Origin of the sequence: Variovorax davisae, assembly GCF_030316845.1 — a bacterium.
GTDB lineage: Bacteria > Pseudomonadota > Gammaproteobacteria > Burkholderiales > Burkholderiaceae_C > Variovorax > Variovorax davisae.
In genome coordinates this window covers 38320-51124 of record NZ_JASZYS010000013.1, presented here as the reverse complement: position 1 = coordinate 51124, position 12805 = coordinate 38320, and the positions used below count along the sequence as shown (strand labels likewise).

Genomic DNA, 12805 nt, shown 5'->3' with positions numbered 1-12805 from the left:
ATCAGCTGCATCCGTCGCCAACCGACAAAAAATGCCGCCCTCCCTCAACTTTTGCCGGGAACGGCCGATAGACCGGGATTCAATTCCGGCGCGCCTCCATGAACGATCTCAGCTTTCTTGCCGCGGATCACGATCCGTGGGTCGTCCTCGCCTCGGTGGCGGTGGCGATCCTGGCGTCCTACGTGACGCTCGACCTGTCGCTGAAGGTCCGCACGCCCGAGGGCGCCGTCAATCGCCTGTGGTGGATCGCCGGCTCGCTGGTCATGGGCACCGGCATCTGGTCGATGCACTTCGTCGGCATGCTGGCCCTCTCGCTGCCGATGGACATCGGCTTCACCACCCCGTTGACCATCCTCTCGTGGCTCGCCGCGGTCGGCGCTTCGGTGATCGCCCTGGGCATGGCGAGCGGCGGCCGGTACAGCCGCCGCTCGATCGCGCTGGCATCGCTGGCGATGGGCGCCGGCATCTGCGCCATGCACTACATCGGCATGGCGGCCCTGGACCTGCGACCCGGCATCGTCTGGGACTGGCGCCTGGTCGCCGCCTCGGCGGCGATCGCGGTGGCCGCCTCGGCCGCCGCCCTGCTGATCTTCCGGCTGCTGCAGCGCGTGCATGCGCGGCGGCGCTTCGCGATGCAGCTGCTGGCCGCCACCCTGATGGGCGCCGCGATCTGCGGCATGCACTACACCGCCATGGCCGCGGCCGGCTTTCCGGCCGATTCGGTCTGCCTGAGCGCCGGCGCGCTGGGCGGGCGCAGCCTGGGTGCCGCGGTCGCCATCGCGACCCTGGTGCTGCTGCTGGGCACGCTGCTCGCGTCGATCCTGGAAGCCCGGCTGCAGCGGGTCGCGCGCCTGCTGTCGCAATCGCTGCAGGAGTCGAACGCGCGGCTGCAGAGCGCCAACGACGAACTGCTCCAGCGCGCCCTGTCCGACCCGCTGACGGGACTGCCGAACCGCAAGCTGTTCGAAGACCGGCTGCGCCAGGCCGTGCACCGCCTGGAGCGCGTCAACCAGAAGGCGGTGATCGAACACCTGGCCGTGATGTTCGTCGACCTCGACGGCTTCAAGCCGGTCAACGACAGCTTCGGCCACGGCGCCGGCGACCAGATCCTGATCGCCACCGCGCAGCGGCTGATCACCGAGGCCCGCGCGGGCGACACGGTGGCGCGGGTCGGCGGCGACGAGTTCCTGCTGCTGCTCGAAGGGCTGGACGCCATCGAGGACTGCGTCCAGGTGGCCAACCGGATCCTGCGCGCCTTCGCCCAACCCTTCGAGCTGGCCGACCGGCAGCTGCGGATCTCGTGCTCGATCGGGATCGCGACCCACGCCCTGCGCGGCGACCCCGAGAAGCTGGTCGCCCACGCCGACGCCGCGATGTACGCGGCCAAGCGCACGGGCGGCTCCAGCCTGGCGTTCTTCGAGCCGCACATGGCGATCGACACGGCCGACCACCTGCAGTTGCAGAGCGACCTGCGCCAGGCGCTGGAAGACAACCAGTTCGAGCTCTACTACCAGCCGAAGATCCATGGCCGGCGGCACCGCATGAGCGGCCTCGAGGCGCTCGTGCGATGGAACCACCCGCGGCTGGGCATCGTCGGCCCCAACACCTTCATCCCGCTGGCCGAGCGCTTCGGCCTGATCGTGCGGCTCGGCCACTGGGTCATCAACGAGGCCTGCCGGCAGGTCGCGGCCTGGAGCGCCGAGGGCCGCCACATGCGGGTGGCGGTGAACCTGTCGGTGCACCAGCTGCGCGAGGCCTCGCTGGTCGATTCGGTCGAGGAGGCGCTCAGGCGCTACGGCCTGCTCGGGTCGCAGCTGATCTGCGAGATCACCGAGTCGGTCGCGATCCAGGAGCGCGAAGTCACGACCCGGACCTTCGAAGGCCTGGCGCGCATCGGCGTCCACCTGTCGATCGACGATTTCGGCACCGGCTACTCCAGCCTCAGCCAGCTGCGCGACCTGCCGGCGCGGCAGCTCAAGATCGACCGCAGCTTCGTCAAGGACATCGAATCCAAGGAGGATGCGCGCGCCGTGGTCGAGGCCGTCATCAAGCTCGCGCATGCGCTGCGGCTCACGGTGGTGGCGGAAGGGGTCGAGACGCAGGGGCAGCGCGACGTGCTGCTGCGGCTCGGCTGCGACGAGCTGCAGGGCTTCTTCTATGCGCGGCCGATGCGGGCGAACGCGGTGCTGGGGTGGTCGCTGGACGAGGCGGCGGGGCTGGCGCCGGCGCCTTAGCCACGGCGCGCGGGCGGCCTCACTCCGCCGCCGTTGCCGCGTCGCTGACCCAGCTGGCCGAGCGGCCGATGCTCTCGAGCAGGTGCGCGGTGAAGGCCCGCACCTTGACGCTGGCACGCGGCGCGGCCCGCACCAGGAAGATGCCGCTCGGCTCCTGCCGCGGCGTGCCTTCGAGGTCGAGCTCGACGATGCGGCCGGCGGCCAGGTCCTCGCCGATGGCCCAGTTCGGCATCAGCGCGATGCCCAGGCCCTGGGCGGCGCACATGCGGCGGGCGTCGCAGTCGTTGCTCTCCAGCGCGAACTGCGGCGGGCGGCGCCAGTCGAAGCCGTCGAGCTCGCGCCAGCCGCGCGCGCTGGTGCTGTGCTGGCGGTCGATCAGCCGGTGGCCCGACAGGTCCTCGAAGGTCCGCGGCCGGCCATGGCGCTGCAGGTAGGCCGGCGAGGCGCCCATGATGTAGCGCTGGCTGCCGATGCGCTGGCAGATCAGGCTGCTGTCGGGCTGGTCGCCGATGCGGATCACGATGTCGAAGCGCTCCAGCACCGGGTCGACCACGCGCTCGGTGAGCTCCAGCTCGACGTTCAGCGCCGGGTGCTTCTCGAACAGCGAGCCCAGGTGCGGCGCCACGTGGCGGCGGCCGAAGGCCGGCACGCAGCTCACCCGCAGCAGCCCCTGCACGCTGCCGTCGAGCGAGACCACCTCGCTGCGGGCATCGGTCATGTCGTGCAGGATCTTCACCGCCCGCTCGAACAGCAGCGAACCGGCCTCGGTCATCACCAGGGCCCGGGTCGAGCGCGTGAACAGGGGCACGTTCAGGTCCTGCTCCAGGGCGTCGATCTGGCGCGCCACCGACGACGCCACCAGGCCCTTGCGCCGGGCCACGGCCGAGAAGCTCCCGGCCTGCGCCACGTCGACGAACATGGAGAGGCTTTCGGCAAAGCGGATGGATTCCATTTGTGCAGCGGGCGCAAAGGCATTTGGCCTTCGTGCCGGATTCCCATGATGAAGCGCAAAGAATAGCATCGGCGGGCGCCACCATCACGAGGAACTGCTGCATGACCCGAACCGAGACAACACCCCGCCCCGCCTTCATCCCCGCCGGCCTGCTGCTCGGCCTGGCGCTGGCCCTGGCCGGCCCGGCCCGGGCGGAGACCTTTCCCTCCCGGCTGGTCACGGTGATCGTGCCTTTCGCGGCCGGCGGCACCGTCGACAAGGTGGCGCGGCAGGTCCAGGAGCCGCTGCGGGCCCGGCTCGGCCAGCAGGTGCTGATCGACAACCGGGGCGGCGCCGGCGGCACCATCGGCATGGCGGCGCTGGCCAAGAGCGCGCCCGACGGCTACACGGTCGCGCTGGTGTTCGACTCCTACGCGACCGAGCAGCACATCTACCCCAAGCTGCCGTACGCGACCTTGCGCGACTTCAGCGGCGTGAGCTACGTGGCCCGCTCGCCGATGGTGCTGGTGGTGCCGGCGGCCTCGCCCTACAAGACCCTGCAGGACTACGTGGCGGCGGCCAAGGCGAAGGGCGCGGTGTCGTACGCCTCGGTCGGCGCCGGCAGCTCGAACCACCTGGCGGCCGAACTGTTCCACGAGACCGCGGGCAGCCAGGGCCTGCACGTGCCCTTCAAGGGCGGCGGCCCGGCGCTGACCGACCTCATGGGCGGCCATGTCGATTCGATGATCGCCAGCCTGCCGCTGGTGCTGCAGCAGGTGCAGAGCGGCAAGCTGCGGGCGCTCGCCGTGACCTCGCCCAAGCGCAACCCGGCGCTGCCCGAGGTGCCGGCGGTGGCCGAGACCTACAAGGGCTTCGAGGTCTATTCCTGGGTCGGGATGGTGGCCCCCGCGAAGACGCCGGCGCCGGTGCTCGACCGGCTGTCCGCCGACATGAGCGCCACCCTGCGCGAGCCGGAGGTCGCCAAGCGGCTGGCGGACGGCGGCTTCGAGGTGGTGGCCGGCGGCCGCGAGGCGATGAACCAGCTGATCCGGAGCGAGAGCCAACGCTGGGGCCGCCTGATCCAGGCTCGTAAGATAGTCGCCGAATGAGCACCGATGCGGGCGCTGGCCGTCTCCAGTCCTTCAGTTTCGAAAGCCGCGCGCAGCGCGTCCTGTTCGGCCATGGCGCCCTGTCGCAGGTCGCCGAGGAGCTCGCCCGGATGGGCGCGCGCAAGGCGCTGGTGCTGTGCACGCCGCCCCAGCGCGCCCAGGCCGAGCGCGTGGCCGACCTGCTCGGCGCCAGCGCGGCGGGCATCTTCGACGGCGCCGTGATGCACGTGCCGATCGAAAGCGCGCGCGCCGCGCGCGAGGCCGCCGCGCGCCTCGGCGCCGACGCCGCGGTGGCGATCGGCGGCGGTTCCACCGTCGGGCTGGGCAAGGCCATCGCGCTCGAATCCGGGCTGCCGATCCTGGCCATCCCGACCACCTACGCGGGCTCGGAGATGACGCCGATCTACGGCCTCACCGAGAACGGGCTCAAGCGCACCGGCAAGGACCCGCGGGTGCTGCCGCGCACCGTCATCTACGACCCGGCGCTGACGCTCGGCCTGCCGGTCGGCCTGTCGGTGGTCAGCGGCATCAACGCCATCGCCCACGCGGCCGAAGGCCTCTACGCGGTGGACGGCAACCCGGTCTGCGACCTGATGGCGGTCGAGGGCATCGCCGCGCTCGGGCGCGCCCTGCCCGGCATCCATGCCGACCCGGCCGACACCCAGGCCCGCCGCGACGCGCTCTACGGCGCCTGGCTGTGCGGCACCGTGCTGGGCAGCGTCGGCATGGCGCTGCACCACAAGCTCTGCCATACGCTGGGCGGCAGCTTCAACCTGCCGCATGCCGAAACCCACACCATCGTGCTGCCGCACGTGCTGGCCTACAACGCCGCGGCCGCGGCCGGCGCCATGCAGCGCATCGCCGCGGCGCTGGACGCCGGCAGCGCGCCCCAGGCCGTCCATGCGCTGGCGCTGGCCAACGGCGCACCGGTCGGGCTGCAGCAGATCGGCATGCGTGCGCAGGACCTGGACCGGGCCTGCGAGCTGGCGCAGAACGCCTATGCCAACCCGCGCCCGGTCGAGGCGCGCGCCCTGCGGCAACTGCTGCAGGATGCCTTCGACGGCGTGGCACCCCGCATCTGATGGCCTCGCTGGATGCTGCGCCCACCCCGTTCGCGCGCCAGCTCGCGCATCAGTACGGGCTCGACGACGTGCCGGCCTCGCGCTCGCCCGGCCTGTCGCTCGACATGGCCAGCATGCACCACGCGCAGCCGCACCTGTTCGTGCTGGACCCGCTGCCGGCCGAGGACGCCTTCGTCGTCAGCGTCGAGCTGGCACGGGCCGGCAGCCGACGCTTCTTCCAGGGCAATGCCCAGACCTACCTCGGCCTGCTGGAGCGCGGCGCGGTCCATATCGCCGACCTCGCCGAGCGGCCGTCGGCCTACGTGTGCAGTCCCTTCCATTCGGTGCTGTTCCGGCTGCCGCGCGCCACCCTGGACGACTTCGCGCGCGAAAGCGGCAGCCTCTCGCTCGCCTCGCTGGCCTGCACGCCGGGCGTGACCGACCCGGTGCTGGCCGGCATCGCCGCGGCGCTGCTGCCGGCGCTGGAGCGGCCGGCCGAGACCTGCAGGCTGTTCCTCGACCACATGGCGCTGGCGCTGTGCGCGCACCTCGCCAGCACCTACGGCGGCGCCCGCAGCCGGCCGGCGACCGTGGCCGGCCTGGCGCCCTGGCAGGAGCGGCGCGCCAAGGAGCTGCTGTGCGGCAACCTGACACGCCATGTCCCGCTGGCGGAAGTGGCGGCCGAGTGCGCGCTGTCGCGCGGCCACTTCAGCAAGGCCTTCAAGGCGACCACCGGTCAATCGCCGCACGCCTGGCTGATCGAGCGCCGGATCGAGGCGGCGCGGCAGATGCTGCTGGCCTCGTCGGCCTCGCTGTCGGAGATCGCCATCGCCTGCGGCTTCGCCGACCAGAGCCACCTGACGCGGGTGTTCGGCGCCCGCACGGGCAACTCGCCCGCGCAGTGGCGGCGGCTGCGCCGCCACTGACCGCGCTCAGCCCGCCGGCAGGATGTCCGGCAGCAGCGGCCGCTGCAGGCGGGCGCGCCACCACTTGAGCGCCTCCCCGGCGCCGGTGCCGGTCTTCCAGGCCAGCCAGAAGCCTTCTTCGGTCCGCGCCTCTTCGAGCGTCAGCTCGACGAGCTCGCCGCGCGCCAGTGCCGCGTGCACGCAGGCCCGCGGCAGGAAGCCGTGGCCCAGTCCCTCGGCCTGCAGGGCGATCTTGGCTGCCATCGACGGCACCGTGATGCGCCGCTGCCCGGCCAGCAGGCCGATGGTGCGGTCGGACATCGAACGGGCGCCGTCGCCGACCACCACCGCCGTGTGGTCGAGCAGGTCGGCGCGGGTCAGCGGCCGCCTCAGCATCGCCAGCGGGTGGGTGGGTGCGACGCAGAAGGCGAAGTCGAGGCTGCCCACCGACACCGCCTTGTAGCCGCCGCCCCCCGGGCCGTCGCCGGCGGCGACGATGAGGTCGGCCCGGCCATCGCGCAGCGCCTCCCAGGTGCCGGTCAGCGTCTCGCAGGCGATGCGCAGCCGGGTGCCGCAATTCAGGTCCTCGAAGGCCCGGATGTCGTGGCTGAACGCCGAAGTCGGTATCAGCGAGTCGTGCACCAGGCGCAGCTCGGCCTCGAAGCCGGTGGCGATCTGGCGCATGCGCGATTCGAGGTCGGCGGCGGCCGCCACCAGCCAGCGGCCTTCGCGCAGCATCTCGTGCCCCGCGGCCGTGAGGCTGACGCGCGGGCCCTGCCGCACGAACAGCGCGATGCCCAGCTGTTCCTCGAGCCGGCCGATGGCGTACGAGATGGTCGAGGGGACCTTGTGCAGGCGCTCCGAGGCGGCGGCGAACGAGCCATGGCGGGCGATCGCATCCACCAGTTCGATGGCTTCGAGGCTGAGTTTCAGCACGGGGGCTCCTTCGCTTTTTATGATCGAAATTATCGATCATAGAAGCGAAAAAATGTCAGCATAATACCGATGAGCGAGCGAGATACTAGGCGTATTGAATCGTGAATTTAATCGAACAAACCACCCAAAAGGAACGCCCATGATCGAACTCCGCAAGGCAGACCAACGCGGCCTCGCCGACCACGGCTGGCTCAAGTCGCGCCACACCTTCTCCTTTGGCCACTACCACGACCCGAAGCAGCAGGGCTTTTCCGACCTGCTGGTGATCAACGACGACCGGGTGGCGCCCGAACAGGGTTTCGGCACCCACCCGCACCGGGACATGGAGATCATGTCGTACGTGCTCGACGGTGCGCTGGAGCACCGCGACTCGATGGGCACCGGCTCGGTCATCCGCCCCGGCGACGTGCAGCTGATGACGGCCGGCACCGGCGTGCGCCACAGCGAGTTCAACCATTCGAAGACCGACCCGGTGCACTTCCTGCAGATCTGGCTCGTGCCCTCGGTCCGCGGCGCGGTGCCGCGCTACCAGCAGGTGCACTTCAGCGCCGCCGAGAAGCGCGGCAAGCTGCGCCTGATCGTCTCGCCCGAGAGCGCGCAAGGCTCGCTGTCGGTGCACCAGAACACCCGCGTCCATGCCGGCCTCTTCGATGGTGCCGAGAGCGCCACCTTGCAGCTCGATCCCGACCGCTATGCCTACGTGCACGTGGCGCGCGGCAGCGTCGAGGTCAACGGCGAGCGGCTCGGCCAGGGCGACGGCGCCCGGATCCGCGACGAGCGGCAGCTCCGGTTCGCCAAGGGCGACCAGGCCGAGGTGCTGGTGTTCGACCTGCGGCCGCGCGAACGGCCTTCGATGTAGCTAGAGTGCCGGGATGTCCGCCGTCCAGAAGCACCTGCTCATCCACGGCGCCGTGCAGGGCGTGGGCTACCGCTGGTCGATGGCCCAGGCCGCCGAGGCGCTGGGCGTGCGCGGCTGGGTGCGCAACCGGCGCGACGGCACGGTGGAGGCCCTGGCGGTCGGCGATGCCCCGGCGGTGGAGGCGCTGGTGCAGTGGGCGCAGCGCGGCCCGCCGCAGGCGCGCGTCGATCGGGTGGATGTGCTGGCGCCGCCCGGACCGGCCCCGGCGCCCGCGGGCTTCGAACAGCGCGCGACGGTCTAGACGCGATGGAGGCTCGACGGCCGGCTACGCCGCCTCGCCGAACACGACCCGGGCGGTGGCGGCAGCCTCTTTCCAGACCGCGTCGCGATTGCCCGAATAGGTCGGCGTCGGCGCGACCGCGACGACCAGCACATTGACGGTGGCCCCGCTGTAGTGGGCGCGCAGCAGCACCTTGCGCTGGGTGGCCGCCGTGACGGCGCGGACTTCGACGCCGTCCATCGGCTTGAGGGGCACGTCGTCGCCTGGCGCCTCGATGTGCTTGTCGATGTCCGGCAGGCCCAGCATGAACCGTTGGCCGATCTTGAATTCGAAGCCCACCGGGGCGCGAAGCTCGACCGAAAACGCCGGCAGCTTGCGCGGCCGCGTGAGAAGTTCCCGCTTGTCAATATGCATGGCGGCGAGTCTATGAGCTTCGCGCCGGGGCGGGAAGGGACCCTCGCGATCCCATTGCACAATCTGTCCATTTCTTCCTGGCAGCGCATGCGAATCCACGAACTCCAACGGCGAATGCGGGATGCCGGCGCCGGCCCCCTCCACGAGCACCGGATCCTGCGGCTGTGGTCCCATGCCCTGCCCCGGGACAGCGGCCGGCGCCGCCCGGACACCTTCTTTCCGTCCTCGCTGCTGGCCGCCCTGCCGGCCATCGAAGCCGAGCTGGCGGGGCTGGCGCGCATCCACGCGGTCCATCCCGGCGCCGATGGCTCCGAGCGGCTGCTGGTCGCCCTGGCGGACGGCCAGACCGTCGAGAGCGTGCTGCTGCCGCGCGACGGCCTGTGCGTCTCCTCGCAGGTCGGCTGTGCCGTCGGCTGCCAGTTCTGCATGACCGGCCGCGACGGCCTGCTGCGCCAGGTCGGCAGCGCCGAGATCGTCGCCCAGGTCGCCCTCGCACGGGCGCGGCGCCCGGTGCGCAAGGTGGTGTTCATGGGCATGGGCGAGCCGGCCCACAACCTGGACAACGTGATCGAGGCGATCGACCTGCTCGGCACCGCCGGCGACATCGGCCACAAGAACCTGGTGTTCTCCACCGTTGGCGATCCGCGCGTGTTCGAGCGCCTGCAGCAGGAACGCGTCAGGCCGGCGCTGGCCCTTTCGTTGCACACCACCAAGGCCGCGCTGCGCAGGAAGCTGCTGCCGCGGGCGCCGAACCTGACGCCCGCGGAACTGGTCGCCGCCGGCGAGCGCTATGCCCGGGCGACCGGCTACCCGATCCAGTACCAGTGGACGCTGCTGGAAGGCGTCAACGACGGCGAGGACGAGATGGAGGGGATCGTCGGCCTGCTCGCCGGCAAGTACGGCGTGCTGAACCTGATCCCCTTCAACGCGGTCGACGGCGTGCCCTTCGGCCGCCCGTCGTGGGAGCGCTGCCAGCAGATCGCCCGCACGCTGCACGCGCGCGGCGTCCTCACCAAGCTGCGCTATTCGGCCGGCCAGGACGTCGATGGCGGCTGCGGCCAGTTGCGCGCGCGCGCCGCCCGGGTGCCGGTGCCGGTGCTGCTGCACAGGGCGCCGTAGGCCCGTCGTCGGCGCTCAATGCGGCGCGACCGCCTCCGCCAGCTGGCGCAGCAGCGCGCCGCCGTCGCCCTGCCAGGCGCTGCCGTGCATGCAGGCCAGCACCTGCGGCGCATGCGCGGCCAGACCGGCCAGCAGCGCCGCGGTCTGCGGCGCGTGGGCGAAATAGTCCATCTGCTGGCGGAAGGCCTCGCTGGGGCCGAGGATGTCGGCCTCGGTCAAGGCCTGCTCGCTCGGCCCCGACTGCGTGAACAGGTCGCCGCAGAACAGGGTCCGGGTGCGGGTGTCCATCATGAGCCCGCATTCCCAGCCGTGCGGCACATGGGGCATGTCGAACCAGCGCACCGTGTGGGCCCCCAGCGCCAGCTCTTCGCCATCGGCCAGCGCACGCGGCGGCCGGTCGGCCAGGTCGCCCATCGAGACCATGGCCGCGACCTGCCCGCACAGCGGCACCGCGCGCGGGGCGGCGGCCAGCAGCAGGTTGATCGCGCCGCATTCGTCGGCCTCCACGTGCGACAGCGCCAGGTAGCGCAGCCGCTCGATCGGCACCACGCGGCCGATCGCCTCGCTCACCAGCGGGAACAGCTGACGCGGGCCGGTATGGAACAGCAGCGGATCGTCGTCCACCAGCAGGTACTGGTTGAAGCTGAAGCGCTGGCCATCGGGCAGTGGCACGGGGGTGTTGATGCGGTAGATGCCGGTGGCGATTTCCTGCACGTTGGTGCCGGCGGTGGCGTTCGTGATCATGCGGGGCTCCTTGGGTGAAAGTCGGCCGGACCGCCATGCTGCACCCCATCTCGGCCGCCATGCAACCCCAGCGGGCCCTGGAGCAGGGCCCTGCCCGATCTCGGACCCGGCTCAGGCGAACAGCGCCCCGTCGAGCGCGCTGCGCACGGTGCGCACCGTGAGAACCGCCAAGGCGAGGCTCAGCAGGCCGAGCAGCACCGCGGCGAGCACCCCGTGCGGCCCGCTGGCGCGGAAGTCCGCGTACTTCAGGGCCGCGTTGACCAGCGCCGCCATCGGGAAGCCGATCGCCCACCAGGCCGCAGAAAACCCGATGCCGCGGCGGAACACCTTGGGCGCCACCACCGCGAACATGAACAGCGCGAAGTAGAAGAGCAATGCGGCGAACCGGTCGATGCCGCCGACGATGTTGACGTAGGCGAGGAAGCCGACCGCGAAGGGCGCCACCAGGATCATCAGCGACGGCGTCATGGCCGGCGCCAGCGGGTCGCGATGCACCAGCCGGCTGACGATCATCGCGAACAGCACCAGCGCCAGCACGGCGCCGACGGCGCCGGCGAACAGGTTGATCTCGGGGGCCCAGGCCATCGGCATGCGGCCGCCGGTGACGGCGATGTCCAGCGTCGCGACGCCCGGGATCAGCCAGGCCGGCATCGCGTGCGAGGCGTCGACCTGGCCCTTGAGCAGGCGCGACACGGCGACGAAGCTGAGCGCAAAGGCCGCCAGCACGCCGACGGTCCAGCTCGCCCGCGCCGCGGGCGCGCTGTAGGGCTCGACGACCGCCGACAGCAACAGCACCGAGATCGCGATGGTGCCGAAGAAGTTGCCGGCCACCGGGTGATGGAACTCCGCCCGCACGGCCTGCGGATGCCTGGCGATTTTCGTCAGGTAGCCCAGCGCGACGAGCACGAAGACGCCCAGCGCGAAGGCGCCGATGGCCTCGCCGACGATGCCCGGCGCACCGAAGCGGTCGTGCGCCAGGCGCCAGGCCAGGGCCAGGCCCGAGAGCCCCATGACCGAGGCGAACAGGTTGACGGGCAGGTTCCGAACCGAGGACTTTCTGGACGGTTCAGCGATCGGGTGCGAGGGGTCCATCGACGGGGCTTGCATGGGGTCCTTTGGCAGAATTTGCAGGTGCTGCTAGTTTCTGCCAAACTCCGACGTGCTTCATGCCCCGCTGCGGGCGTTTGCTGCCAAACATCGGGCTTTTCCCGCCATGCGCATCGCCATCCTCGCCTTTCCCCGGGTCCAGCTGCTCGACGTGGCCGGGCCTGCGGACGTGTTCGCCGAGGCGGCGCGCCAGCTCGGCCGGCCCGCCGCCTACCGGGTGCAGGTGATCGGCACCGGCGCCGGCCTGCTCAGGAGCAGCAACGGCTTGCGCCTGGCCGTCGACGCGACCGTGGCGACCCAGCGCGGGCGCATCGACACCTTGCTGGTCGCGGGCAGCCCCGACATCGAGGACATGGCCGGCGACCCGGCGCTGTACGACTGGCTGCGCCGCCAGTCCCGCACCGTGCGGCGCTATGGCTCGGTCTGCAGCGGCGCCTTCGTGCTGGCGGCGGCCGGGCTGCTCGACGGCAAGCGGGTGGCGACCCACTGGAACGCCACGGCCCGGCTGGCGGCGGCCTGCCCGCTGGCCAGCGTCGAGGCCGACGCCATCTACGTGAAGGACGGCAAGCTCTTCACTTCCGCCGGCGTGACGGCCGGCATGGACCTGGCCCTGGCGATGGTGGAGGACGACCACGGCCGCGAACTCGCGCTGCGCGTGGCGCGCGAACTGGTGATGTTCCTCAAGCGCCCCGGCGGCCAGAGCCAGTTCAGCGCCCACCTGGCGGCGCAGACGGCCGAGCGCTCCAGCGTGCGCGAGGTGCAGGCGCATGTGCTGGCGAACCTGAAGGACGACCTGTCCGTGCCCGCCCTGGCCCGCCATGCGGGCATGAGCGAGCGAAGCTTCGCGCGGACCTTCCGCAGCGAGGCCGGGACCACGCCGGCCGAGTTCGTCGAGAACGCGCGCATCGACGCCGCCCGCCGCCTGGCCGAAGCGTCGGACCTGCCCGCCAAGCGGCTCGCGGATGCGGTGGGCTATGCCAGCGTCGACGGTTTCAGGCGCGCCTTCGGCCGGCGTCTGGGCGTGAGCCTGGTGGAATACAGGCGGCGCTTCGCGACCTGACGGCCGCCGCCGTGCGCGCGCGTCAGAATGCGGGTCAGCCCACGTT

The 12805-nt window shown here is 71.5% G+C and carries 13 protein-coding genes; 8 read left to right on the top strand and 5 right to left on the bottom strand.

The window, feature by feature from the left end; translation table 11 throughout:
- The first annotated feature begins 98 nt into the window (after positions 1 to 98).
- Positions 99 to 2234, top strand: a complete 2136-nt coding sequence (locus QTI33_RS25955; protein WP_286509246.1) for a putative bifunctional diguanylate cyclase/phosphodiesterase — start codon at positions 99 to 101, stop codon at positions 2232 to 2234.
- 19 nt (positions 2235 to 2253) lie between these two features.
- Here QTI33_RS25955 and QTI33_RS25950 read toward each other — a convergent pair whose 3' ends face one another.
- Positions 2254 to 3186, bottom strand: coding sequence for a LysR family transcriptional regulator (locus QTI33_RS25950; RefSeq protein ID WP_286509245.1), 933 nt, complete (start codon positions 3184 to 3186; stop codon positions 2254 to 2256).
- A 101-nt stretch (positions 3187 to 3287) separates the two neighbouring features.
- Here QTI33_RS25950 and QTI33_RS25945 point away from each other — a divergent pair, with 101 nt between their 5' ends.
- The 3 genes from QTI33_RS25945 to QTI33_RS25935 are packed head-to-tail and all read left to right on the top strand — an operon-like array spanning position 3288 to position 6261.
- The gene (locus QTI33_RS25945; protein ID WP_286509244.1) at positions 3288 to 4274 is read left to right on the top strand and encodes a tripartite tricarboxylate transporter substrate binding protein; all 987 of its coding nucleotides are present in this window, start codon (positions 3288 to 3290) and stop codon (positions 4272 to 4274) included.
- A complete protein-coding gene (locus tag QTI33_RS25940) occupies positions 4271 to 5356 on the top strand; it encodes a maleylacetate reductase (protein WP_286509243.1) in 1086 nt (361 codons plus the stop codon). The genes QTI33_RS25945 and QTI33_RS25940 overlap by 4 nt, the downstream gene beginning before the upstream one ends.
- A complete protein-coding gene (locus tag QTI33_RS25935; RefSeq protein ID WP_286509242.1) occupies positions 5356 to 6261 on the top strand; it encodes a helix-turn-helix transcriptional regulator in 906 nt (301 codons plus the stop codon). The genes QTI33_RS25940 and QTI33_RS25935 overlap by 1 nt, the downstream gene beginning before the upstream one ends.
- 6 nt (positions 6262 to 6267) lie before the next feature.
- Here QTI33_RS25935 and QTI33_RS25930 read toward each other — a convergent pair whose 3' ends face one another.
- Positions 6268 to 7176: a LysR family transcriptional regulator gene (locus QTI33_RS25930; RefSeq protein ID WP_286509241.1), complete on the bottom strand. Its 909-nt coding sequence runs from the start codon at positions 7174 to 7176 to the stop codon at positions 6268 to 6270.
- A gap of 139 nt (positions 7177 to 7315) precedes the next feature.
- On the opposite strand from QTI33_RS25930, the gene QTI33_RS25925 reads away from it, so the two are divergent.
- Positions 7316 to 8035, top strand: coding sequence for a pirin family protein (locus tag QTI33_RS25925; protein ID WP_286509240.1), 720 nt, complete (start codon positions 7316 to 7318; stop codon positions 8033 to 8035).
- A gap of 13 nt (positions 8036 to 8048) precedes the next feature.
- Positions 8049 to 8336, top strand: coding sequence for an acylphosphatase (locus QTI33_RS25920; RefSeq protein ID WP_286509239.1), 288 nt, complete (start codon positions 8049 to 8051; stop codon positions 8334 to 8336).
- 24 nt (positions 8337 to 8360) lie between these two features.
- Here QTI33_RS25920 and QTI33_RS25915 read toward each other — a convergent pair whose 3' ends face one another.
- Positions 8361 to 8729 (bottom strand): hypothetical protein, encoded by a 369-nt coding sequence (locus tag QTI33_RS25915; RefSeq protein WP_286509238.1) that lies wholly within the window; start codon positions 8727 to 8729, stop codon positions 8361 to 8363.
- A gap of 87 nt (positions 8730 to 8816) precedes the next feature.
- On the opposite strand from QTI33_RS25915, the gene QTI33_RS25910 reads away from it, so the two are divergent.
- On the top strand, positions 8817 to 9848 hold the full coding sequence (locus QTI33_RS25910; RefSeq protein ID WP_286509237.1) for an RNA methyltransferase: 1032 nt from the start codon (positions 8817 to 8819) through the stop codon (positions 9846 to 9848).
- Between the two features lie 15 nt (positions 9849 to 9863).
- Here QTI33_RS25910 and QTI33_RS25905 read toward each other — a convergent pair whose 3' ends face one another.
- Together QTI33_RS25905 and QTI33_RS25900 are read right to left on the bottom strand one after the other, a co-directional pair.
- Positions 9864 to 10592, bottom strand: a complete 729-nt coding sequence (locus tag QTI33_RS25905) for an oxygen-binding di-iron domain-containing protein (protein ID WP_286509236.1) — start codon at positions 10590 to 10592, stop codon at positions 9864 to 9866.
- Between the two features lie 111 nt (positions 10593 to 10703).
- Complete coding sequence (locus tag QTI33_RS25900) at positions 10704 to 11699, bottom strand: SLAC1 anion channel family protein (RefSeq protein ID WP_286509235.1); 996 nt, start codon at positions 11697 to 11699, stop codon at positions 10704 to 10706.
- Between the two features lie 106 nt (positions 11700 to 11805).
- Here QTI33_RS25900 and QTI33_RS25895 point away from each other — a divergent pair, with 106 nt between their 5' ends.
- The gene (locus QTI33_RS25895; RefSeq protein WP_286509234.1) at positions 11806 to 12759 is read left to right on the top strand and encodes a GlxA family transcriptional regulator; all 954 of its coding nucleotides are present in this window, start codon (positions 11806 to 11808) and stop codon (positions 12757 to 12759) included.
- The last annotated feature ends 46 nt before the right edge of the window (positions 12760 to 12805 follow it).

Bases quoted from the DNA above. Each gene is read 5' to 3' on its own strand.
- QTI33_RS25955 (WP_286509246.1), top strand. From the start codon at position 99: ATGAACGATCTCAGCTTTCTTGCCGCGGATCACGATCCGTGGGTCGTC.
- QTI33_RS25950 (WP_286509245.1), bottom strand. From the start codon at position 3,186: ATGGAATCCATCCGCTTTGCCGAAAGCCTCTCCATGTTCGTCGACGTG.
- QTI33_RS25945 (WP_286509244.1), top strand. From the start codon at position 3,288: ATGACCCGAACCGAGACAACACCCCGCCCCGCCTTCATCCCCGCCGGC.
- QTI33_RS25940 (WP_286509243.1), top strand. From the start codon at position 4,271: ATGAGCACCGATGCGGGCGCTGGCCGTCTCCAGTCCTTCAGTTTCGAA.
- QTI33_RS25935 (WP_286509242.1), top strand. From the start codon at position 5,356: ATGGCCTCGCTGGATGCTGCGCCCACCCCGTTCGCGCGCCAGCTCGCG.
- QTI33_RS25925 (WP_286509240.1), top strand. From the start codon at position 7,316: ATGATCGAACTCCGCAAGGCAGACCAACGCGGCCTCGCCGACCACGGC.
- QTI33_RS25920 (WP_286509239.1), top strand. From the start codon at position 8,049: ATGTCCGCCGTCCAGAAGCACCTGCTCATCCACGGCGCCGTGCAGGGC.
- QTI33_RS25915 (WP_286509238.1), bottom strand. From the start codon at position 8,729: ATGCATATTGACAAGCGGGAACTTCTCACGCGGCCGCGCAAGCTGCCG.
- QTI33_RS25910 (WP_286509237.1), top strand. From the start codon at position 8,817: ATGCGAATCCACGAACTCCAACGGCGAATGCGGGATGCCGGCGCCGGC.
- QTI33_RS25905 (WP_286509236.1), bottom strand. From the start codon at position 10,592: ATGATCACGAACGCCACCGCCGGCACCAACGTGCAGGAAATCGCCACC.
- QTI33_RS25900 (WP_286509235.1), bottom strand. From the start codon at position 11,699: ATGCAAGCCCCGTCGATGGACCCCTCGCACCCGATCGCTGAACCGTCC.
- QTI33_RS25895 (WP_286509234.1), top strand. From the start codon at position 11,806: ATGCGCATCGCCATCCTCGCCTTTCCCCGGGTCCAGCTGCTCGACGTG.